Annotated in this window: 16 protein-coding genes; 9 read left to right on the top strand and 7 right to left on the bottom strand. The window is 73.0% G+C overall.

What is annotated here, in order from left to right:
- From K7C98_RS39445 to K7C98_RS39455, 3 genes are all read left to right on the top strand, one after another.
- A complete protein-coding gene (locus K7C98_RS39445; RefSeq protein WP_224197091.1) occupies positions 1-534 on the top strand; it encodes a hypothetical protein in 534 nt (177 codons plus the stop codon).
- Between the two features lie 395 nt (positions 535-929).
- Positions 930-4,715: a hypothetical protein gene (locus tag K7C98_RS39450; RefSeq protein ID WP_224197092.1), complete on the top strand. Its 3,786-nt coding sequence runs from the start codon at positions 930-932 to the stop codon at positions 4,713-4,715.
- A 107-nt stretch (positions 4,716-4,822) separates the two neighbouring features.
- Positions 4,823-6,670: a glycosyltransferase gene (locus K7C98_RS39455; protein ID WP_224197093.1), complete on the top strand. Its 1,848-nt coding sequence runs from the start codon at positions 4,823-4,825 to the stop codon at positions 6,668-6,670.
- Between the two features lie 48 nt (positions 6,671-6,718).
- On the opposite strand, the gene K7C98_RS39460 is transcribed toward K7C98_RS39455, so the two are convergent.
- Both K7C98_RS39460 and K7C98_RS39465 read right to left on the bottom strand, forming a co-directional pair.
- The gene (locus K7C98_RS39460; protein WP_224197094.1) at positions 6,719-7,819 is read right to left on the bottom strand and encodes an MXAN_2562 family outer membrane beta-barrel protein; all 1,101 of its coding nucleotides are present in this window, start codon (positions 7,817-7,819) and stop codon (positions 6,719-6,721) included.
- Positions 7,816-9,918 carry a DUF4215 domain-containing protein gene (locus K7C98_RS39465; RefSeq protein WP_224197095.1) on the bottom strand — a complete coding sequence of 701 codons (2,103 nt, stop codon included), beginning with the start codon at positions 9,916-9,918 and terminating at the stop codon, positions 7,816-7,818. Before K7C98_RS39465 ends, K7C98_RS39460 begins: the two co-directional genes overlap by 4 nt.
- 191 nt (positions 9,919-10,109) lie before the next feature.
- Between K7C98_RS39465 and K7C98_RS39470 the strand changes: the two genes are divergently transcribed.
- Complete coding sequence (locus K7C98_RS39470) at positions 10,110-10,580, top strand: MarR family winged helix-turn-helix transcriptional regulator (RefSeq protein ID WP_224197096.1); 471 nt, start codon at positions 10,110-10,112, stop codon at positions 10,578-10,580.
- Positions 10,581-10,814: 234 nt separating this feature from the next.
- Here K7C98_RS39470 and K7C98_RS39475 read toward each other — a convergent pair whose 3' ends face one another.
- Both K7C98_RS39475 and K7C98_RS39480 read right to left on the bottom strand, forming a co-directional pair.
- Positions 10,815-12,020, bottom strand: a complete 1,206-nt coding sequence (locus K7C98_RS39475) for a DUF790 family protein (RefSeq protein WP_224197097.1) — start codon at positions 12,018-12,020, stop codon at positions 10,815-10,817.
- Entirely contained in the window at positions 12,014-13,510 is a 1,497-nt protein-coding gene (locus K7C98_RS39480) for a DEAD/DEAH box helicase (protein ID WP_224197098.1), read from the bottom strand. The genes K7C98_RS39475 and K7C98_RS39480 overlap by 7 nt, the downstream gene beginning before the upstream one ends.
- A gap of 83 nt (positions 13,511-13,593) precedes the next feature.
- Between K7C98_RS39480 and K7C98_RS39485 the strand changes: the two genes are divergently transcribed.
- The 4 genes from K7C98_RS39485 (at position 13,594) to gntA (ending at position 18,034) form a co-directional block, all read left to right on the top strand.
- Positions 13,594-14,676 carry a hypothetical protein gene (locus K7C98_RS39485; RefSeq protein ID WP_224197099.1) on the top strand — a complete coding sequence of 361 codons (1,083 nt, stop codon included), beginning with the start codon at positions 13,594-13,596 and terminating at the stop codon, positions 14,674-14,676.
- Entirely contained in the window at positions 14,673-15,824 is a 1,152-nt protein-coding gene (locus K7C98_RS39490) for a hypothetical protein (protein WP_224197100.1), read from the top strand. Before K7C98_RS39485 ends, K7C98_RS39490 begins: the two co-directional genes overlap by 4 nt.
- Positions 15,825-16,184: 360 nt before the next feature.
- Complete coding sequence (locus tag K7C98_RS39495; protein WP_224197101.1) at positions 16,185-16,463, top strand: hypothetical protein; 279 nt, start codon at positions 16,185-16,187, stop codon at positions 16,461-16,463.
- A gap of 92 nt (positions 16,464-16,555) precedes the next feature.
- A complete protein-coding gene (gene gntA / locus K7C98_RS39500) occupies positions 16,556-18,034 on the top strand; it encodes a guanitoxin biosynthesis heme-dependent pre-guanitoxin N-hydroxylase GntA (protein ID WP_224197102.1) in 1,479 nt (492 codons plus the stop codon).
- Between the two features lie 20 nt (positions 18,035-18,054).
- Here the strand turns inward: gntA and K7C98_RS39505 are convergent, their stop codons facing one another.
- Together K7C98_RS39505 and K7C98_RS39510 are read right to left on the bottom strand one after the other, a co-directional pair.
- Entirely contained in the window at positions 18,055-18,954 is a 900-nt protein-coding gene (locus tag K7C98_RS39505; protein ID WP_224197103.1) for a hypothetical protein, read from the bottom strand.
- A gap of 184 nt (positions 18,955-19,138) precedes the next feature.
- Positions 19,139-20,062: a hypothetical protein gene (locus K7C98_RS39510; protein WP_224197104.1), complete on the bottom strand. Its 924-nt coding sequence runs from the start codon at positions 20,060-20,062 to the stop codon at positions 19,139-19,141.
- A 235-nt stretch (positions 20,063-20,297) separates the two neighbouring features.
- Here K7C98_RS39510 and panB point away from each other — a divergent pair, with 235 nt between their 5' ends.
- Entirely contained in the window at positions 20,298-21,110 is an 813-nt protein-coding gene (gene panB, locus K7C98_RS39515; protein ID WP_224197105.1) for a 3-methyl-2-oxobutanoate hydroxymethyltransferase, read from the top strand.
- Positions 21,111-21,161: 51 nt separating this feature from the next.
- Here the strand turns inward: panB and K7C98_RS39520 are convergent, their stop codons facing one another.
- Positions 21,162-21,560: a hypothetical protein gene (locus K7C98_RS39520; RefSeq protein ID WP_224197106.1), complete on the bottom strand. Its 399-nt coding sequence runs from the start codon at positions 21,558-21,560 to the stop codon at positions 21,162-21,164.
- Between the last annotated feature and the right edge of the window lies 1 nt (position 21,561).

The following is a 21,561-nucleotide window of genomic DNA, read 5'->3' on the forward strand; positions in this document are numbered from 1 at the left end:
ATGGAAGCGCTGTTCATCGCCGCCGTGACGGTGCTGGTGGTCGGCTACGGGTTCGTCCGCCTGCGCCGCGCCGACGAGGCGGCACGCCGCTACCTCGAGTCGGGCCAGGACAAGCCGCTGCAGCTGGCCCACCTGAGCGACACGCTGGCCCGCGTGGCCCGCGAGACGCGGACGCTGCGGATCTGGCTCGAGTCGCCGCTGCAGGCGGTGCGCGACCAGCTGGCGGCCGACCTGGTGCGCACGGACGAGGACATCGAGGCGTTCGACGCGGTGCTGCTCGACACCAGCCGCGAGGTCGGGCTGTGGCTGGCGATGATCGACGGCCTGCAGCCGCACGAGCGCCAGGAGCTCGAGCAGCTCGGCGCCGGCGCGGGGGCGATCCGCGGGGCGATGGAGGCCGAGAACGGGGCGTTCGAGCGCGCCCACCTCAAGGCGCCGGGGCGGCCGCCGATGGACCAGCGCATCGAGGCGATCCTGCGCGAGCTGACGCGCATCGAGGACGCGCTGCAGGGCCAGGGGCACGTCTACCGCTGACCTTTCGGGCATGCTCCCGAGGACATGGCTGAAGGAGCATGTGCTCTCGCGCATGCTCGATGAGGCATGGTCGGATGGACATGTCGGTTCGGAGGAGGCGGGCTCTCCGTCGCCGCTCGCTCGCTGCGCGAACTCCGCGGTGTGGCCGGAGGCAGCGGCGAGTTCTGCGCCGGACGCCGCGACGGAGGGATGGCGGATGTCCCGGGCCGACGCCACGGAGGCCCCTGCGCCGCGTCGGCGGCGACGCTCGGGCCCGCCGGACGCGTGTCGCCGGGGGCGGGCGCGGACGGCCGGTCGGCGCGGGCGTGCGGGTCGCGGCGAGCGTGACGGCGGTTGCCGAGTACACAGCAGGCATGCCGCAGCCACAGTCGGTCCACGAACATCGTCCCTTTGCGGTGCCCGTGACGAGCCCGCAGCCGCGTGAGGATCTCGGGCGCACGGCGATCCCGGTCGTCGGCGACGCGTCGATCAGCCTGGGCCTCGCCGCCCCGGTCCGCCTCGAGATCGACTCGACGGGCGTCGAGCTGCAATTCGGCAGCGGCCTCGAGCTGCAGCCGGCCGAGCTGTTCGGGGCCGAGCTGCAGCGCGTGTACGTCGACTTCGTCGACGGGGTGGTCGAGACCGACAGCGAGGCGCTGGGGCCGTTGTTCGACCGGGTGCTGACCGTCGCGCTGTGCAGCGTCCTGCGCCACACGATCGGCTGGGAGCCGGGAGAGAGCGCGCTCGAGACCGGGCTGACCCGGCTGTACGGGGCGGGCTCGAAGAACGCGCGGGAGATCCCGCTGCGCTCGCGGTTCCCGGCGGCCGGGATCACGGTGGACCCGGACGCCCTGCTGGCGCTCGAGCTGCGGGGCGACGCGCTCGAGCTGAGCGTCGCGCGGCCGCTGCTGATCCGCGTCGGCGGGCTGCGCTTCGGCATCGTCAAGGCCCGCTACGTGTTCGCCACCGCGACCGTCGAGCTGACGAGCGAGCCGGGCGGGCCGGTGCGCGCGGCCCTGCTGCGCCTGGCCGCGAGGACAGCCACGCGCTGGCTGCGGCGCCGGCTGCCGGCGGCCATGCGCGAGCCCGGCTACGACCTGTTCGCGGACCCGGGGCGGCGGGCGAACCTGCAGCAGCTGCTCGCGCGCCTGCGCCCGGGCGAGCGGCCGGGGCCCGACGAGGAGCTCGAGGCCGTGCGCCGGTCGCTGAAGGCCGGCCCGCACGCGCAGGCGCGCGAGGCGACCGGCGGGGCCGCGAGCCTGTTCTCGGGCGTGAAGGCGGCGGTGGCGGCGGGGCTGGCGACGCTGAAGCTCAGCGCCGACGACGTGCCGGCGGCGACGCGGGTGATAGCGAGGATCCCGCTCGGGCCGTTCAGCTCCGTGGCGCTGTGTACCGATCGCGGCGGCGACGTCGTGCTGCGGCGGACCGACGACGTGTGGCAGCTCGAGGCGCCGCAGGGGATCTACGTCTACTTCGATCAGTTCCCCGAGCTGGCGGAGCTGCGCGTGAAGCAGCTGCGCGCGCGCGTCGATCGCCACGACGGGCTCTCGCTCGACGTCGGCACCTCGCCGCCGGCCGGGCCGTTCCTCGAGGAGCTGCTGCGCCACGGGTCCGACCGCCACGTGCAGCCGCGCGTGCCGCTGCAGTGGCTGCGCGAGCGGTCGATCGTGCCGCCCCTGATCGGTCACGAGGCGGGCGTGCTGTGGCGGCAGGGCCTCGGCGACGCGCGCGAGCTGGTGCTGAGCACCGAGGCCGGCAGCGCCGTCGAGTTGCGTCACACGGAGGAGGCGCTGGTGTTGACGGCGCCGGGAGGCCTCGGGGTGCTGTTCGGCGGGCTGTCGTACCTGCCGCCCGCGCGGCTGCAGCGGCTCGTCTACCGCTGGGACGACGGCGCGCTCGAGGTCGACGGCGAACCCGGCCTCGGCGCTTTCGGTCAGGCGGTGCTGTCGGCGATCGCTCGCGTGCGCGCGGCGCCGCACGTGCCGGCGGGCCTCGGCGTGCGCCCGGGCGCGGCGGTCGAGCTCGACGAGCAGCAGCTGGCGACGCGCTCGCTCGAATTGATCTCGTTGAACCTGCCGGTGATCGGGGCGCTGCAGCTGCGGATGGATCCGCAGGACACCCTGACCACTTCGCTGGGACCGGCCGAGCTGGCGGTCCGCAGCGAGCGCGGGTTGCTGCTGGCGGCGCCGGAGCTCGGGCTCGCGCTCGAGCTCCGCGGGGCCAGGCACTGCCTGCAGCGGCGGGCGGTCGAGATCGACGCCTCGGCGCCGCCGGGCGACTGGCTGGTCGCGCTCGCGGGCCTGTGCGTCGAGCAGTTCGTGATCCCGGCGCTGCGGCGAGCGGTGCCGCTGTGGCCCGACGCCGACCCGCAGGAGACGTGGCGTTTGGGACATGTCCTCGAGGGCAGCGTCGGCGAGCTGCTGGGGCTGACGGTCGAGGTGACGCTGCCGCCCGGCGCGAACCTGACGTTCGCGCGCATCCCGGGGGCGCTGGTCGCGGGGGCCACGGCGCCGGTGCAGGTGAGCCCGGTCGGCGAGTCGCTGGTCGGCGACTTCGCGGTCGAGTCGCTGCGCTGGCGGCCGGAGGGCGAGCACATCGAGATCGGCGCCCGGCCGGCGGCGGGGCCGCTGCTGCACGCGGTGGTGCGGCGGCTGCACGAGCGCTTCACGCCCAAGCTGGTGCTGCACGCGCTCGGGCGGCGGCTCGGCCTGCCGCAGCCGTGGCCGCCCCCGCCGGCGCCGCCGGAGCTCGACGGGGCCCCGGTGGCCGCGCCCGAGCTGCCGGTGCTGGGCCCGCTGCGGCTGCACGTCGACCCGACGCACCCGCTGGCGCTGGTGCTGCGCCGCGACGGCGCGCGCTTCGACTTCGGGCAGGGCTTCTTGCTGCGCCTGCCGGAGCTCGAGCTGCAGATCGACGTGCGCGCCGCGGAGGTCACGTTCCTCCCGTTCACCGTCGCGCTCACGAGCCTGCCGCAGGCCGGGGAGCTGGACGAGCAGCTGTTCAGCCACGTGGTGCGCGGGCTGTTCGCGCGGGCGCTGCCGTGGTTCTGGCCGACGCGGCGCTCGTCGGCGGCCGGGCTCGACGTGCTGCTGGCGATCGGCCCGGTCGAGCTGTGCACGCCGGTCGAGGGCGCGATCGAGGTCGCGGTCGACAGCGTCGGCCTGTCGGTGCGCGCGCCGCTGGGCGTGACCCTCGGCGGCGAGGCGCTGGCGTGGTTGCCCGAGTTCACGCTGTTCGAGCTCACGTACCGCTTCGACGACGCCGCGGTCGGGCTGCGGGTCGGCGGGCTGCGCGAGAGCGTGTATCAGGAGGCCGAGGCGGTCAGCCCGCGCACCGAGGCGATGCTGTCGGACCTGATCCGTTTGTTCGTGCTGCCGCGCACGCCCGCGTGGGCGCAGCGGCTGGGCGTCCGGCTGCTGCCGCTGCCGCCGGTGCCCGAGCGCGACCCGGAGCGCATCACGGCGCTGCAGGCCCAGCTCCCGGGCGGGCACGCGGTGGCGTTCGTGCACGTGGCGCCCGGCGACGTGGTGCGGCTGGCGGCCGACCGGCGGGAGATCCGGATCGAGAGCGAGCGCCACCTGCAGATCGACGTGCCCGACCTGCGGCAGCGCTTCGAATTCCACCGCGCCCGCTATCACCTCGAGACCGGCGACGTCGAGATCGACGAGTTCGGGCGGCTCGAGAACACGCTGGTCGCCGCGGTGCTGCAGCGGGCGCTCGTCGCCTACGAGCCGGCCGCGGCCCAGCCGGAGTTCTCGGCGGTGGCGGCGGTGCTCGACCGCTTCCCGGTCGAGGAGGACGGCCGACGCGTGCTGTACGACTCGAAGCTGGCGCGGGTGTTGCTCCGGCCGGACACCTCGCTGGTGGTCCGCCTCGACGAGCACGGCCTGCTCGTCACCGTCGACCCGCCGCTCGTGATCGACGGCGCGTCGGTGTTCGACTACACGTTCAGCGGCCTGCGCTACAGCTTCGAGGACGCGAGCTTCCACTTCGACCTCGAGCGCGACGGCGTGCTCGCCGGGCTGCTCCGCGGCAAGATCGTGGCGGAGGGCGAGCAGCAGCTGAACAGCCTGCTGAAGCCGCTGTTGCCGGCGGCGATGCGCAAGCCGGGCTACCGCCTCGCGCTCGACCCGGACCCGCGGGCGACCATCGCCGCGCTGATCCGGACGACCGCCGGCGGCGGCTTCTTGCTGTCGCCCTGAGCCTGCGCCATCGCAGGGCCCGCCAGCGCCCCGTCGTCGGCTTGACGGCGCGGGCGCGGGTGCTATGAGTCCGCGAAACCGGGGACCGTGGCAGCCCGAGGAATCGTATGACCCCACACGACGACGAAGGCTCGCCGCGGATCTCCGTGCTGATGCCGACCTACGAGCACGCGGCGTTCATCGCCGGCGCGATCGGCAGCCTGCTGGGCCAGTCGCTCGCCGACTGGGAGCTCGTGATCGTCGACGACGGCTCGGCCGACGACACGGCCGCCGTGGTCGCTCCGTACCTCGCCGACCCGCGGATCCGCTACGAACGGCTCGCGGCCAACGTCGGGCTCGGCGCGGCGCTGAACGTGGCCCTGGACCGGGCCCGCGCGCCGCGGATCGCCTACCTGCCGGCGGACGACAAGTTCTATCCGGACCACCTGGAATCGCTGGCGGCGCTGCTCGACGCCGACCCCGGGGCGGTGATGGCCTATTCGGGGGTGCGGCATCACTACAATCGCGTGGCCGAGGGCGTGATCGCGGGTCACTCGCTCCAGCTCGTGCAGGTGATGCACCGCCGCACCGCGGCCCGCTGGCTCGGGCGCGGCGAGCTCGTCACCGACGACCTCGGGCGCATGCTGTGGGATCGATTGCTGCGAGACGGCCGCGCGGTGGCCAGCGGGCGCGTCACCTGCGAATGGGTCGACCACCCCGACCAATTGCACAAGGTCGTGCGCGAGCCGGTCGGGGGCATCAACGCGTACCGCCAGCGCTTCGCGGTGGAGCACCCGCTGCGCTTTCACAGCAGCGTCGGCAACGAGATCGACGAGGTCGAACACTACCGGCGCTTCCGCGAGCGGCCGGCGACGCCGCGGGCGGCCGGCGGCCTGAAGATCCTGCTGGTCGGCGAGCTGGCGTACAACGCCGACCGCGTGCTCGCGCTCGAGGAGCGCGGCCACGCGCTGTACGGGCTGTGGATGCCCGAGCCGTACTGGTACAACACGGTCGGGCCGCTGCCGTTCGGCCACGTCCACGACCTGCCGCGCGCCGACTGGCGGCGGGCGATCCGCGAGCTGCGGCCCGACGTCGTCTACGCGCTGCTCAACTGGCAGGCGGTCCCGTTCGCGCGCGAGGTCCTGGCGGCGAACACCGGCGTGCCGTTCGTGTGGCACTTCAAGGAGGGGCCGTTCATCTGCCGCGAGAAGGGCAGCTGGCAGGCGCTGGTCGAGCTGCACACGCGCGCCGACGGGCTCGTGTACTCGAGCGCCGAGATGCGCGACTGGTTCGCCGGCGTGCTGCCGGCCGCGGCGGCGGCGATCCCCTCGCTGGTGCTCGACGGCGACCTGCCGAAGCGCGAGTGGTTCGTCGACGCGCGCGCGCCCCGGCTGTCGCAGCAGGACGGGGAGGTGCACACGGTGGTGCCCGGCCGGCCGATCGGCCTGCACCCGCACGACGTCGCCGCGCTGGCCGGCGAGGGCGTCCATCTCCACTTCTACGGCGAATTCACCCACGGCCAGTGGGGCGGGTGGATCGACCGGGCGCGCGAGCTGGCGCCGGACCACTTGCATCTGCACGGGCACGTCGACCAGCGGCGGTGGGTCGAGGAGTTCTCGCGCTACGACGCCGGCTGGCTGCACTTCTTCGCCAGCGGCAACCAGGGCGACCTGCGCCGCGCCGACTGGGACGACCTCAACATCCCGGCCCGGGCGGCGACCCTCGCGGCGGCCGGCCTGCCGATGATCCAGCGCGACAACGACGGCGCGCGCGTCGCCACCCAGAGCCTGGGCCGGCAGCTCGGGATCAGCGTGTTCGCCTCCGACATGGCCGAGCTGGGGGCGCGCCTGCGCGACGCGACGGCCATGCAGCGGGTGCGCGAGCAGGTGTGGCGCCACCGCCACGAGTTCACGTTCGACCGCCACGCCGACCGGCTGCTGGGGTTCCTCGGCGCCGTCGCGGCGGCGCGGGCGTGAGCGGTCCGAATGAGCATGTCCGCACGGACATGCTCTTTGCGACATGCCTCAGAACTCGGCCGCCAGGCCGAGGAGCCAGGTGCTGTCGCCGAGGTTCATGGAGTCCTTGCGGCCGAAGTTGGCGAGGCGGGTCATCTGCCACTCGCCGACGATGTAGGTGTGATTGATGCCGGAGCGGCGGTCGAAGCTGCGGGCGGTGTCGGGGTCGAGGAAGTCGAGGCGCAGCATCATGCCGAGGTTGAGCTGGTAGCCCCACACGCCGCCGCGGCCGCGGTCGACGACCTTGCCCTCGCCGTCCTTGATCACGGCGATGTTGCCGTTGCCGTTCTTGGTCCACCAGAAGCCGTAGGCGACGCCGGCCTTGACGTAGGGGACGAACGGGGCCCAGCGGACCTTGTCGGCCAGCAGCTCGAAGCGATAGACGGCCTGCAGGGCGATCGGCATGACCGTGAAGCGGACGGTGTCGGCGGCACTCCGGAAGTTGCCGTCCTCGTCGGGCCCGTCGGCCAGCGGGGCGAGGGCCTTGTCGCGGGCCATGCTCCACTGCACGCCGATGCCGATCGGCCCCGCCAGCTTCTGCGTGATCTGCCACTCAAAGGCGATCGCGCCGTAGACGCTCTTCTTCGGCGCACCGATGGTCTCGCCCGTCTTGGAGTCGGTCTCGCCGAACACCTTGGCGTAGGGGCCGAAGCCGGAGCCGTTCCAGCTGCGGTCGACCTCGGCCAGGTAGGGGCCCATCTTGACCTCGAGCGCGAACCGCTGCTTGCTGGCCGGCGAGAGCGGCTCCTTCTTCTTCTTGAGGGTGTCGGCGAGGTCGGGGTTGGACTGGCCGACGACCGCCGACTCGCTCGGGACCGGCTGCTTCTCGTAGGTCGGGGCGTCGATCGGGCGCCAGACCTCGCCCTCGCGCTTCTCGCCGACGCGCGAGCCGTAAGGCGGGCCGAGCAGCTCGCCCTGGCGGGTCTGCGTGGTGGTGGTGGTGCCGCCGGCACCGGTGGTGGTGCCGCCGGACGAGCTGGCCTCGGAGCCAGGTGCGGGGGGGACGGTGACGACGGTCTCCGCGGGCGGCGTGGACGCGTTGCTGTCCGTAGAGACAGATGACTCGGCCGCTGCGGGTGCGGCCGCGAGGAGCAAGGCGAGGGCGATCACGCGCGGTTCCTTCTGCGGTTGGCGACGCCGAGGCCGCCGAGGCCGAGGGCCGCGAGGGCGGTGAAGAGGGCCAGGCCGTTCGAGTCGTCGTCGCTGACGTTGCAGAAGCCGGAGGCGCCGCAGATCCCGCCGTCGATCTCGCACTGCTCCCACAGGTCGTTGGTGGCGACGGGGATCCCGCGGACGATCGTCTTGAGCGGCGCAGGGTTGCCGAACAGGTCGTACGGCACGAGCATGAAGTTGTACTCCTTGCCGTTCTCGAGGCCGTTGATCCGCACGCTCTTGCTGCCGAGCGCGAGGTGGCCGGAGCAGACGTAGTCCCAGTCGAGCTCGAGCATGCCCTGGCTGGCGTTGAGCGTGCAGTCCTCGCTGCAGGGCGAGGTGCCGCCGTTGTTGACGCCGTCGTCGCACTCCTCCCCGGCCTGCGTCGCGCCGTCGCCGCAGGCGGGCTCGCGGCAGTTCGTCAGGCAGGCGCCGTCGTCGGCGTTGCCCATGGGGTCGTCGCACTCCTCGCCGTCCTGGACGACGCCGTCGCCGCAGAAGGGCAGGGTGCAGTCGTTCCTGCAGCCGTCGTTGTCGACGTCGTTGCCGTCGTCGCACTCCTCGATCTCGTCGGGGTCGCCGTCGCTGAACACGAGGCCGTCGCCGCACTCGGCGAACAGGCAATTCGTGGTGCAGAACGAATGGTCCGAGAGGGCGACTCCCTCGTCGCAACCATTCCCCTCGGGCATGCCGTCGCCGCAGGTGCATTCGCCGACGCAACCCTTGGCCTTGCACGTGTCGCTGCAGTACGCGTCGTCGGCGCCGTTGCGCGCGCCCCAGTCGCAATCGTCATCGCCATTGACGATGCCGTCGCCGCAGGTCGGAGTGGTGCAGGCGTTGGTGCAGCCGTCGTTGTCGACGGCGTTGCCGTCGTCGCATTGCTCGACGTCGGTCTGGACCGAGCCGTCGCCGCAACGGGCGCGGGTGCAGTCGCCGCGGCAGGCGCCGGTGTCGAGGTTGTTCTCGCCGTCGTCGCACTCCTCGCCGACCTCGACGATGCTGTTGCCGCACTGAGTGTTCGGCGTGTCGGCGCCGGTGTCACCGGCGGTGTCACCGCCGGTGTCGAGGCCGCCGGTGTCGGTGCCGTCGGTGTCGACGCCGTCGCCGTCGCTGGTGGTGCCGAGCGGGTTGTCCTCGCCCTGGTTGAACGTCGAGAAGGGGCCGTTCGGGCAGATGGTGTTCTTGGAATAGAAGAACGTGCCGTTGGGGAGGTCGAGCAGGCCGGGGCGCGGCTGCGTCTTGTTGGGCACGGGCTGTCCGGTCTCGGCGTCCTCGCACAGCACGCGGAAGCCCTGGATGTCGCCCGACGTCGCGGTGTTCCAGGTGAGGACGACGGCGCCGTCGCCCGGCTGTGCCGTGAAGTCGGTGACCTCGAGCAGCGGGGGGGTGAAGTCGAATGCGATGCCGCCGGCCTTGTCGGTCGTGTTGAGGTTCTGCGAGCCCTGGATGAAGAACTCGTCGGCCTGGCAGCCGTTCTGCGTGTTCATGTTCGGCGCGCACATCCAGATGCCGCCCTGGCCGACGTTGGCTTCGCACGAGCCGGAGGTGATGGCCTCATCGGGGAGCCGCGAGTCGCTGTTCGGCGAGACGCCCTGCGTCAGCCAGATCGGGTGAAAGTTGGTGGTGATGCCGCTCTGGTAGACTGGCACCAGCTCCGAGCTGAACTGCGCGCATCTGCGGAACTGGCCGGCGAGCTGCGTCTCGGCGGTGGCGCATTGGGTGCCGACGTAGCTGTTGAGAAACTGGGTCGTGTCGTAGCCGGTGCCGCCTTTTTTGAGGCGGATGACGAGGCCGATCTTGTGCCCGCACTCGCAGCGCGCCTTGTTGTAGTACTGCTTGACGAACTTGTCCGTCATCGGCCGGACGAACTTGCCCTTTTCGTCGGTGAGCCAGTACTGGATCGTGAAGGCGTCGGCCGGGGGAAATTTCGACGCGCCGTCGGTGCCGCCGGTGCCGCCGGAGGGCGGGGTCTGGGCGCCGGCCTCCTGCAGGGGGGTGAGGGCGCACAGGCCGGCGAGGAGGAGAGCAGCAGGACGCGAGAGGTCGTGCGGATGCATAGGCGGAAGCAGCGCTCGACGGCTGTGCAACCAGGATGCCACAGCCGTGGACCTCGCGGGAGTTTGCGCCGGCGCGGCTTGCCACACGCGGGCAGACGCGCACGCGTGACATTTTGTCAGCAGGGGCGCCGCGGCGATGACGTTCGGACGCGCGGCCTGCGGCGCCGCGGCTCTGGTAGAAAGCGCGGTCGATGGCGACGACCGGGTCCGAGCTGCGCCTGCGGCGGCTGCAGAGCGAGGCGTACCTCAACCTCTCGCGGATCCACCGCGAGCTCGAGCGCAAGGTCGCCGACCTGCTGGTCGAGTCGGGGCTCCAGGACGTGACGCCGGCGCAGCTCGGCGTGCTCATCCACCTGTTCCAGGAGCGCGCGCCGCTGACCGCCCGCCAGCTGGCGAGCCTGATGGGCCTGTCGGAGGTGACGGTCGGCCGCTTCGTCCGCGCGCTCGAAGGCGTCGGCTGGGTCGAGCGCACGTCGGACCCGGCCGACAGCCGCGCCATCCTGGTGAGGCCGACGCGCCGCGCCTACGCGGCCCTGCCGAAGCTGCTCGAGGTGTCGAACGCGCTGCTCGACCGCGCGTTCGCGGGCTTCTCGGCGCAGGAGATCGAGGCGATCGCGCGCACGACCGAGATGGTGCGCGACAACCTCGACTCGCAGGAGTGAGCGCGAGGCGCGGCGATGGCCTGTCCGAAAGGGCAGGGGCCAGGCTCGACGGGAGCTCGGGAGGACGTGGCTGTCCGAAGGGTCATGGGAGCGAGGGGCGGTCCAGGCGGCGAGACGACCTGTCCGCGAGACCATGCAGTCGAGGCGCGGAAGACCGCCCCGCAAGATTCGGGGGTCAGGGGTCGCGGGACGATATGACCGCAAGGCCAGGTGGCCGGGGCTCGGACCTGGCCTTCAGACCAGGGTCGCGGGCGGCTCGAGCAGCGGCGAGAGGCGCTTCCAGGTCGGGAATTTATTAAAAGTGAACACGCCGGGGGCGCCGGCGAGGCGGGCGGCGAGGGCCTCGTCCTTGGCGAGGCTGAGGTCGACGCCGACGAGGAAGTGGGGGTCGGGGCGGGCGGCCAGCTCGTCGAGGCGGCGCAGGAGGGCGTGGCGGTGCCAGCGGTGGAACAGCTCGACGGCGACGCTGCGGCCGCTGGTGGCGTCGCGGAGGGCGAAGTCGGGCACGCACATGCCGGCGGCGCCGACGTGGCGCAGCTCGGGCATCGGGTCGAGGGTCCAGCGGGCGTCGCCGAGCGCGGCCATGCCGGCCTCGATCTCCGGCGGGATGTGGCCGAGCGGGCCGTCGTCGAGCGCCTTGAGCGGATCCTTGTGGTCGAGGTAGAGCCGCCCGCGAGGCTGGCGCGGCAGGTCGATGTCGGCCTCGACGGTGAACTTGCCGAGCACCGGGACGGCGCCGAGGAAGGTGGCCAGCTGCAGGCCGTACTTCTTCTGCATGTCGAGCTGGGCGGCCGGGCCCTCGATCCGCAGGTGCCAGCCGTCGCCGTCGCGGCGCACGTCGGCGACGAGGCGCGAGAAGCGGAGCCAGCGCAGCAGCTTGCGCAGCTCGAGCGGGCCGGGCGCGCTGGCCCGGACGTCGAGGCTGCCGGCGTAGAGCACCAGGCCCTGGGCCAGCGCGAGGTTGTAGCGGGCCAGCAGGGCCGCCGGGGTCGGCAGCTTGGCGGCGAGCAGGCGCCGGTGCTCGGCGAGGTCGTCGTAGAGGTGGGCCCGCACGTCGGCGAGCGGGCGCGGCAGGCCGGCGGCGACGGCCGCGAGGTAGTCGGCCAGGGATGACTCTTCGGACAGGTCGCGCAGGACCACGGCGCTGCGCGCGAAGGCGGCGGCGCGCAGGTCCATGGCGGTGTCGCCGGGGTCGTCCCACTCGCAGCGGTCGGTCAGCAGCTTGTAGAGGCCGCGCGCGACCTTGACCTTGCGCGCCTCGCCGCAGATCGCGTCGGCGGCCTCGTCGACGGCCCCGCGCGGCTCGCCGGCGGCGTGCGTCAGGAGGTCGATCAGCGCCCCGGCCGTGGCCAGGTGGTCGGCGTCGTCGGGGTCGACGAAGGTCGGCCGCAGCTTCACGCCCTTGACGCGGCGGTAGTTCAGGAGGTCGCGGGTCAGCATTCGCCCTCGGACATGTTGCCGGGGACATGTCCGCCGGAACCTGGCGATTCGGACATGTCCCCCGGGACCTGGTCCAGCGGACCGGGGCGGAGCGCGGCCGGGCCGCGGCGCGGCAGCGGCTCCTTCTGGTAGGCGCGGTGCTGGCGGCGGCGCTCGCTGACGCCGTGCTCGGCGGCGACGGTGGTGCACAGCTCGTAGAGGATCGCCCGCTTGCCCTCTTTCTTGCGCAAGATCCGCCCGAGGCGCTGGACGTGCTCGCGGACCGAGCCGCTGCCCGAGAGGATGATGCCGACGTTGGCGTCGGGGACGTCGACGCCCTCGTTGAGGACCTTGGAGGTGAGCAGCACCGGCAGCGCCCCGGAGGCGAACTGCGCGAGCAGCGAGACGCGCTCCTTCGGCGGGGTCTGGTGGGTGATCACCGGCAGGAGGAACAGGCGCGACAGCCGGTGCACGGTGTCGTTGTCCTCGGTGAACACGAGGATCCGGTCGCGGCGGTGACGCAGCAGGAGGCGCCAGAGGGCCTCGATCTTGGCCTCGGCGGTGAAGGCGATCCGCTTCTGCTCGCGGTAGGCGGCGAACGCCTGCCGGCCGTCCTCGCTGCGGTGACAGACGGCGATGAACTGGGCCCAGCCGCCGGGGCGGTCGAGGCTGACGCCGCTGCCGCGCAGGAAGTCGATGTAGAGGCCGCGCGCCTCGTCGTAGCGAGCCTGCTCCTCCTCGGTCAGCGCGACGGCCAGCGACTTGACCTCGTACGGCGCGAGGTAGTCGCCCTCGAGCTCGTCGATGTTGGCGCGGTAGCACACGGGTCCGAGCAGCTCGGCGGCGACGCTGTGGAGGCCGTCGGGCCGCTCGAAGGTGGCGGTGAGGCCGAGGCGGAACGGGGCGAGGCAGCCCTGGGCGATGAAGCGGTAGGCCGGCGCCGGCAGGTGATGGCACTCGTCGCACACGAGCAGGCCGTGGCGGTTGCCGTGGAACTCGGTCTGCGCGGCGGCGGAGTCGTAGGTGGTGACGGTGATCTCGCGGGCGTCGCTGCTGCCGCCGCCGAGCATGCCGATCGGCCGCTGCAGCCAGTGGCCCAGCACCTGCTGCCACTGCAGCATGAGGTCGATGGTGGGGACGACGATCAGCGCCGGCCGGCCGGTGTGGACGATGGCGAGGACGGCGAGGATCGTCTTGCCGGCGCCCGTCGGCAGCTCGACCACCCCGACGCCGCCCGCGGCCCGCCACGCGGCCAGCGCGTCGCGCTGGTGCGGGAACGGCTCGAGCGGTCCTGACAGCGCGAGGTCGAGGCGATCGTAGGTGCGAGCTTTGTCGACGTAAGGAATGTGGGCGTTGTGAAGATGCGAGACGATCGCGCGGTAGCGGTGCGCCGGTGCGCGGTGGTTCCCGGTCCGGCGATCGAGGGCGACCAGCCGCGCCAGCCTCTCGTCGCCCTCGGGCACGCCGAGGACGACGAGCGTGCCGTGATCGAAGTGGAGCTCGACGGGCATCCGCGGCGCGCAGGGTAGCAGCAAATTGCCGCGATGCGCGCCTGCGCGCGTCCCGCTCGCAAGCCGTGTATCATCCGGCCCCGATGGTTGAGCGCCGAGACAGCACGGCCGATACGTCCGGCGAGCGCAACGGCGAGACGTCCCGCGCCCGCGGCCAGGTCGATCGAGCGGCGCGCCGCGAGGCCTCACGCCGGGGCGGGGACGCCGGCGCCCGCGGCGACGCGCGCGGCCGCGGGTCCGACGAGGGCCTGGCGGACGAGGCGGGGCACCCCTCGCAGAGCGACGCGGCGATGTCGACGATTCGCGAGGTCCCGCGCGCCGACGGCTCGACGACGCGGGGCCTCGTGATCCAGGAGTGGGCGCTCACCGGCCCGCCGCGGCCGGGTCGCGCGCCGGCGCGCGGGGTGCTGGCGCTGATGCTCGCGGCCATGGTCGTCGGGACAGGTGCGACGGTTTATGTCGCTTCGTGCATGTCCGGAGAGACAGGCGCGCGCGGGGCGGCCGCGAGCGCGGGGCCGACAGGCGGGCCCGCGGGCGCAGGCGGCGAGCGGAGCGACAGCGGGGCGGCGGGCGAGCGCCGGAGCGCGGCGGGCAAGGACGGGGCGGCGATCGGCGGTGCGGGTGGTGGAAGTGGTTCCCCGATCGGCGGTGGTGCAGGGGCCTCCGCGGGTGGCGGAAGTGGTTCCGCGAGCGGTGGTGCGGGTGGCGGAAGTGGTTCTGCGGGCGGGGGAAGTGGTTCCGCGGGCGGTGGTGCAGGAGACGGAAGTGGTTCCGCGGTCGCCGGCAGACCGGCGAGTGCCGATGAAAGCGGCGCGGGGCCTGAGAGCACCGGGCCGGGCGAGTCGTTGTGGGTTGCGGTGGCGCAGGCCGACGGCGAGGTAGCCGAGCGGCGGCGGCGGATCGCGGCGCAGCTGCGGGCGCTGACGAGCGAGCCGCGGATCTTGGCATGTCTCCTGGGACATGTCCCGATGGGCGTGGGCCGGCGCACCGAGCTGACCGGCAGCGTGGTGGTGGCCGGCGACGGCGAGGTCGTGCGCGCGAGGGTCCGCGCCGGCGCGGTCCCGGCGGTCGCGCGCGCGTGCGTGGCGGCCGAGCTCGAGAAGACGCGGTTCGCGGCCGGACCGCAGGCGCGGCTGGCGGTGCCGCTGCGGCTGGAGATCCTGTGATCGTCTGGGCGCTGGCGCTGTCGATCACGGCCGCCGGGTCGGCGCCGGACTGCGTGCACGCGGCCAGCGAGGCGCTGGCGCACGGGCAGGTCGAGGGCGCGGCGCGCCGCGGCGAGGCCTGCTTCCGCGCGGGCGGGCACCCGCAGGGGCTGCTGCTGGCCAGCCAGGCGTGGCTGCAGGCGGGCCGGCTGGCGCACGCGCGGCTGGCGGCGCGGCGCTACCTGGCCTTGCGGACAGCCACCGACAGGGCCGCGCGGGCGGTGGCGGAGCTGGTGGAGGCGTCGGCGGACCGCGAGACGGGGACCGTGCACCTGGCGGTCGACCCGACGGTGGGGCCCGACGAGGCGCTGACGGTGACGGCCACGCGCGCGGGCGACGGCGAGGCGCTGCAGCTGCGGGCCCGCTGGGACGAGCTGCGCGAGGGCGGGACGGCCACGCTGGCGCTCGATCCCGGGCCGTGGGTGGTGACCATCGCCCGGCCGGGCTACCTCGACGCGCGGCTCGAGGTGACCAGCGCCAAGGGACAGGTGACGACGCTGGCGGCCGACATGACGCGGATGCCCCGCGCGGCCCTGGTCACGCCGGAGGAGCGCCGGCGCCGGCGCTCGTGGGCGATCGCGGCGCCGCTGATCGGCGGGGCGGGGATCGTCAGCGGGGCGGCGGTCGCGGCGGTGAGCCTGGGCAACACCGACGCTGTCTTGAAGGACATGTCCTGCGGACCCGATGCGAGCGTGGCCGGGTGCCGGCGGCCGATGGCGATCTGGACCGAGCGCGCGGCCGGAGGCACCGCGGCGCTCGGGTTCGGCGCGGGCGTGCTGCTCGCGGGGCTCGGCGGCCTGGCCGGCGACGAGGTGGTGCGCCGCCGGATGTGGACGGCCGAGGCGATCGCCGGCGGAGCGCTGGCCGGCGCCGGGGTGGCGACGCTGGCCTACGGGACGACCTTCTTCGTGACCGCCAACGCGCACGAGCGCTGGGACGCCGGGTCGGTCGAGTTCGGTGAGGTGCTCTACACGACGGGCTTCGGCCTGGTCGGCGCCGGCATCGGGCTGGCGGCCACGGCCGCCGGCGGGCTGGTCGCCGACGCGCTGCAGCACCGCCGTGGCCGGCGCGCGGCCTGGCAGTTCGTCGGCGGGGCGCTGCGCTTCTGAAGGGCCGCGACAGCGCCTCATGCGCGGATCGGCCGGCGAATCTGCCAGCGCAAACTGGAAAGGAGCTCGCGGGGCCCGACGAGCCGCGTCGCCGCGGTCGCGGCCCCTAGTCGGAACGACGCCGCGTGCAAGTGCCCCACAATCACGGCGACGTGAGGCGGACATGAACCGCGATCGCAAGGCAATTGGGAGCAGCTCACCTGACCGAGGGCGAGCGCCCGCCGAGCGTCGATCGAGGGCGTGTCTTTCACGGGAAACAGAGCACACGCACCGGCGTCACTGCTCACATTCCGCGTTGCGCAGCGATACGCGGGTGCTAGGGATGAGCGAGCCATGGCGGCTCGGACAACGAGGATCACGATGCATTCGTTCAAAACACCCATTCTGCTGACCCTGGCCTTCACCTTCGCGCCGATGCTCGGCTGCGCCAGCACCAAGCTGGATCGCAAGGAGCGGACGGAGGACGCGATGGAGCGGCAGGAGGAGCGCATCGACCGCCGGCAGGAGCGGATCGACGAGAAGCAAGCCGACCCGGACAACAGCGCCGCCAAGGACGAGCGCCTCGAAGAGCGTGAGGACCGCCTCGAGGAGCGCGAGGAGAAGCTCAAGGCGAACGACGGCGAGCCCGACGCTCGCTGACTGTCGGAAGGTCGCCGCGGGGGCCGGCCGTCGCCGGGCCTCCGCGGGCGGCGTGCAACCTGGCCCGCAGGTCAGCCCGTGACGAGGACGACATGTCCGATCTCCAGCCTGACAGCGCAATGGTGGATCTGCCCGCGTTCGCGCCGGGATCGCCGATCCCGGACGAGGCGGAGGTCGGCGCCCGCTGCTATCGCCCCGATCCGGGCCATCCGGAGCGGCTCTTGCGGGTCGACGGGGACGAGGTGGCGGAGACGCCGGCCGATCTGACGGCGACGGCGATGCACGGGGCGTTTCGGGCGTTCGTGCTCGATCCGCATTACCCGTGCGTCGGGGCGCGCAGCGCCGTGCACAACAACAGCTATCGCCTCGGGGTGTACGACGCGCTCGGCAGCCCGGGGGCGACGGCGGCGCTGGCCCGCGACCTGGCGGCGTTCACGGCAGGTCTCGACGACATCGACGCGGCGTTCGCCACCTTCGTGGCGCTGTTCGCCGGCCCGCAGGACGTCGACGAGGAGGCGTTCGAGCGCGCGCTGTGGGCCCAGCTGCAGGCGCTGCACGAGGCCGACCCGGCGCCGTGGGACCCGGCGGTGAGCAGCGACCCCGACGACCCGCACTTCTCGTTCAGCTACGCCGGCACGGCCTTCTTCATCGTCGGCCTCCATCCCGGGAGCGCTCGCCTGAGTCGCAGGTTCCCGTGGCCGGCGCTGGTCTTCAATCCGCACGCACAGTTCGAGCGCCTGCGCGAGGCCGGCAAGTACGAGCGGATGCAGGCGGTGGTGCGCGACAAGGACCGCGCGCTCCAGGGCGACATCAACCCCGCGCTCGACGACTTCGGCGGCGACAGCGAGGCGCGGCAGTACAGCGGGCGGCTGGTGGAGCCGGACTGGCACCCGCCGTTCCACGTGCGCGGCGGTGAAGCCGACGAGCCGGGGCCGCGGCAGGTCGTGGCGATCGCGGCGCCGACGGTGGAGCCGCGCCCGGGGGTGCGCTACCGGATCGCGGCGCAGTCCGGCGTGGCCTTCCTGGTCGAGCGCGGCCAGGTGCTGCGGATCGTCGACCCGCACGGCCTGCAGGTGTGCGACCTCTACAGCGTCTGGCGCGGCCAGCCGCGCGAACACCTGAGCTCGGGCCGCAGCATCGATTACGCGGACAGGCTGTATCTGAGCACCGGGGACGTGCTGTACAGCAACCGCGAGCGGCCGATGTGGACGATCGGGCGCGACGACGTCGGCCGGCACGACCTGGTGCTCACGCCCTGCAGCCCCGAGATGTACCGCAGGCTCCGCGGCGACGACGGCACGCATCCGAGCTGCCACGAGAACCTGCGCGGGCCGCTGGCCGCGTTCGGCGTCGAGGCCGACAGCATCGGCTCGACCTTCAACATCTTCATGGACGTCCGCTTCGATCCGTCGACCGGCAAGATGACGATCGGGCCGCCGGCGAGCGCGGCGGGCGACTGCATCGAGCTGCGGGCGGAGATGGACATGATCGTCGGCTTGACGGCCTGCTCGAGCGAGGTCACGAACGCCGGCAGCCTCAAGCCGATCGACTTTGAAATTGTCGCGGTCTGAGGCTCGGCGCTCGCGCGCGATCAGCCGCACTTCTTGGCCGCCTTGGCGATCCACGGGTCGAGCGCGGGGTCGGAGAGGCTGTACTTCTTGACGGCCTTGTAGACCTTCTCCACCTGGTACTCGCAGATCAGCATCTTCTTGACCTTGGCCGGCAAGATCAGGTTGCCGAGGTCGATGATGCAGCGAGCGGCGACCTCTTTCAGGCGGGTCTTGGCCCACTCGGACTCGAGCTTCTCGAGGTCCTCGAGGGCCATGTCGCACTCGACGGGGACCTCCTTGACGCCGACGTTGAGATAGCTCGCGGCGAGGTCGAGGGCCTCCTTGGCGCGCCGGCCGGCATCGACCTCCTTGCACACGACGTCGGCCGCGGCCTTCTCCTCGGGCGAGACCTTCTCGGCGAGCATCTGCAGGTCGACGCACCGGCTGCCGCCTCTGAGGTCGCCGCTGTCGCGCAGGGGCGCGAGCTCGCGGGTCGCGGTGGCGATGGCCTGCTTGAAGATCTCGACGCAAAGCTTCTTGGCGTCGTCGTCGCGGATGTCGCCGGTCTTGCACGTGTCGAGCACGCGCTCGAAGTTCTCGCCGGTCTTGAGCGCGAGCTCGACCTCCTTCTTGAGCCGGGCCGTGCCGAGCTCGCGGCGGCAGGTGAGGTAGTCGTCGCAATTCGGCTTGAGTGTGCACGCGAGCTCGGCTTTCTCCTCCTCGGGCTCGCGGTGGCGCTCCTTGCAGCCCTTGATGGTCGTCTCCTTGCGGTTGCTGATGAGGGTGCGCTCCTCCGCGGTGCCGCATTGCATCGTCTTGTCGAATAGGGTCGTGCACAGATCGACCGGCGGCGCGGCCTGGGCGGCCGGCTCCGAGCCGCTCGAGCAGGCGACGATCAGACAGGAGAACAGGGAACTACCGAGAATACGCAGCTTGTCCACGCGGCGAGTCTAGCCCGGCGATCCCGGGATGCGACGCCGTCCGGGGCGCAGGCGCCAGGTCAGGACGCGCGGATTCGCCGTCCTCGTCGTCCTCGATCCCTGGCGATCAAGTCATGAATCAGCGGTGCTGGCGATTTCGCGCGTGCACCTGCCGATCGACCTCGAGAGCGTCGTTGCCCGGCGGTCAGGACTCGCGCCGGGTTGGTTCCTCGGGGCGCTCGCCGAACATGGCGACGAGCTGGCGCTCGGCCGAATCGGCCAGGACGTCGCGGCCGAGCCGGCTCTCCTCGCCGAAGAAGGCGTTGGAGGCGCGGGTGTCGAACACGTGGGTCGCGAGCAGGGCGAACGCGCTGGCCTCGTCGGTCGCGTCCTCGGAGACGAGGACCCGACGCGACGCGGTCTCGTCCTCGCGGTCGAAGCGACCCTCCCAGCGATCGCCGAGCGCCCTGCTGAAGTACTGCGCGGCGAGGTTGCCGGTGCGCGACATGTGGCCCGAGCCGATGACGACGCGCAGCTGCGACCACTGCTCGCAGCTCATCTCCGCGACCCAGGACCCGAAGGTGGCGTGCATGGTCGACAGCTGGTCGCTCGCGGCGTCGGCGATGTTGCTGCGGATGTCGTCCATCTGGGCCCGCAGGAACGCGACGAGCGCGTCGGCGTCGGCGCCGCCGGCGTCCAGGGTCGCGGCGATGAAGCGGCGTGATGCGTCGAGCAGTCGGCGCTGACGCGCGGTCTGGACGGCGTCGAGCCCGGCGCCGGCGATCGCCTCGGCGACGGCGTCGGCGCGCCGTCCCAGCTCGACCAGGCGGCCCCGAGCCTCCTCGGCGAGGCGGCCGCCCTCGTCGCCGAGGATGGTCTGGATCGCCAGGGGGAGGTGACAGACCGTCTTGAGCTGATGGTAGCGCCGGGTCCGCGCCGGGCCGACCACGCGGCGACCGCCGATCCGCAGGTACAGGGAATCACCGACGTGCGCGACGGCCGGACCGAGGCGGGCCAGCACGGCGCGCTGGCGGGCCTCGTAGTACTCGAGGAAGGCGTCGTCGAGCTGGGCGATCGGGTCGCTCGGATCGAGCGCGGACGGGAGGGTCGGAGGAGCAGGGTTCGGCATGCGGCTCGTCGGATGCATGGCACGCTTCGCCGCGGACGCACCCGGAGCGCGGCAAAAATGGCGTCGGGAGGGCCGGGGCCGGCCAGGCCGGTCTCTGTCGGTCCTGGTCCTGCTCCCGCGTCCCCGGCGACGGCAGCGTTCGCCCGGCAGGACGGCCGGAGAGCTTGACGGGTGGTCGCGGCCGAGGCCACGCTCGCGCCTGGGCACTCGGGACGCGGAGAGCCCGGGCGACACGATGACCACGAGCTCCAAACCGATCACCGTCCCCGAGCTGTTCGAGGCCCGCCGTGCCGGGCGCAAGCTGGCGATGCTCACCTGCTACGACGCCGGGTTCGCCCGCGTGTTCGACGCCAACGGCGCCGACATCATCCTGGTGGGCGACACGCTGGGCATGGTCGTCCAGGGGCATCCGTCGACGTTGCCGGTGCTCGTGGAGGACATCGAGTACCACACGCGCAACGTCGCCCGCGGTCTGTCGCGGGCGCTGCTGCTGGCCGACCTGCCGTTCCAGGCCGACGCGACGCCGGAGCGGGCGCTCGACGCCGCGGCCCGGCTGCTGCGGGCCGGGGCGGCGATGGTCAAGCTCGAGGGCGCCGGCCGGCACAAGCTCGACGCGATCCGGTTTCTCGTCGATCGCGAGATCCCCGTGACCGCGCACCTCGGCCTCACGCCGCAGTCGGTGCTGCGCTTCGGCGGCTACAAGGTGCAGGGCCGCGAGGAGGCGGCGGCGAAGCAGCTGCGGGCCGACGCGCTCGCGGTGGCCGAGGCGGGCGCTTCGTTGCTGGTGCTGGAGTGCGTGCCGGCGGCGCTGGCGGCCGAGATCACCCGGGCCTCGCCGATCCCGACCGTCGGGATCGGCGCCGGACCGCAGTGCGACGGGCAAGTGCTGGTGCTTCACGACTTCCTCGGCCTCGACACCGGCGTGCGCCGGCCGCGGTTCGTCAAGGACTTCCTGGCCGAGAACGGCTCGGTCGCCGGGGCGGTGCGGGCCTACGTGGCGGCGGTGCGGGACGGCTCGTTCCCGGGGCCCGAGCACAGCTACACCTGAGACGGGCCGGGCTGTCCTTTCGCGCATGGGCCATGGGCCCTGTGCGAAAGGTCAGGTCAGTTCGGCCGCGAGGCGCAGGCGGAGGCCGAGCTCGCCCTCGACGGTGAGGAGCTCGACGCTGTCGCCGGGGGCGAGGGCGGGCGGCGGCTGGGCGGCGTTGTGGAGGCGGCCGCCGAGGCGGAAGTGGCCGATGTGGCCGGTGTGCTGGACCTCGACGCGGGGGGCGTCGCGGCGGACGAGGACGTAGGCGGTCTGGCCGCCGAGCAGGGCGTCGCGGGCGTGGGGCAGGCGGATGCTGTCGAGCGCGCGCAGGCCGACGGTGAGGCGGCTGGCGAGCGGGACGGGCCAGCGCGCGCCGACGTCGAGGCCGCCGCGGCGCAGGGCCGGGTGGAGCTCGTCGACGACCAGCCACAGGTCGTCGGGCGGGGTGTCGGGCGGCGCCGCGTCCATG

The organism is Nannocystis pusilla, assembly GCF_020073745.1.
Classification (GTDB): domain Bacteria; phylum Myxococcota_A; class Polyangia; order Nannocystales; family Nannocystaceae; genus Nannocystis; species Nannocystis radixulma.

What these genes read in the sequence shown, in the direction of transcription:
- K7C98_RS39445 (WP_224197091.1), top strand. Translation starts at nt 1, where the DNA reads ATGGAAGCGCTGTTCATCGCCGCCGTGACGGTGCTGGTGGTCGGCTAC.
- K7C98_RS39480 (WP_224197098.1), bottom strand. Translation starts at nt 13,510, where the DNA reads ATGCCCGTCGAGCTCCACTTCGATCACGGCACGCTCGTCGTCCTCGGC.
- panB (WP_224197105.1), top strand. Translation starts at nt 20,298, where the DNA reads ATGACCACGAGCTCCAAACCGATCACCGTCCCCGAGCTGTTCGAGGCC.
- gntA (WP_224197102.1), top strand. Translation starts at nt 16,556, where the DNA reads ATGTCCGATCTCCAGCCTGACAGCGCAATGGTGGATCTGCCCGCGTTC.
- K7C98_RS39465 (WP_224197095.1), bottom strand. Translation starts at nt 9,918, where the DNA reads ATGCATCCGCACGACCTCTCGCGTCCTGCTGCTCTCCTCCTCGCCGGC.
- K7C98_RS39510 (WP_224197104.1), bottom strand. Translation starts at nt 20,062, where the DNA reads ATGCCGAACCCTGCTCCTCCGACCCTCCCGTCCGCGCTCGATCCGAGC.
- K7C98_RS39470 (WP_224197096.1), top strand. Translation starts at nt 10,110, where the DNA reads ATGGCGACGACCGGGTCCGAGCTGCGCCTGCGGCGGCTGCAGAGCGAG.
- K7C98_RS39485 (WP_224197099.1), top strand. Translation starts at nt 13,594, where the DNA reads ATGGTTGAGCGCCGAGACAGCACGGCCGATACGTCCGGCGAGCGCAAC.
- K7C98_RS39520 (WP_224197106.1), bottom strand. Translation starts at nt 21,560, where the DNA reads ATGGACGCGGCGCCGCCCGACACCCCGCCCGACGACCTGTGGCTGGTC.
- K7C98_RS39495 (WP_224197101.1), top strand. Translation starts at nt 16,185, where the DNA reads ATGCATTCGTTCAAAACACCCATTCTGCTGACCCTGGCCTTCACCTTC.
- K7C98_RS39455 (WP_224197093.1), top strand. Translation starts at nt 4,823, where the DNA reads ATGACCCCACACGACGACGAAGGCTCGCCGCGGATCTCCGTGCTGATG.
- K7C98_RS39475 (WP_224197097.1), bottom strand. Translation starts at nt 12,020, where the DNA reads ATGCTGACCCGCGACCTCCTGAACTACCGCCGCGTCAAGGGCGTGAAG.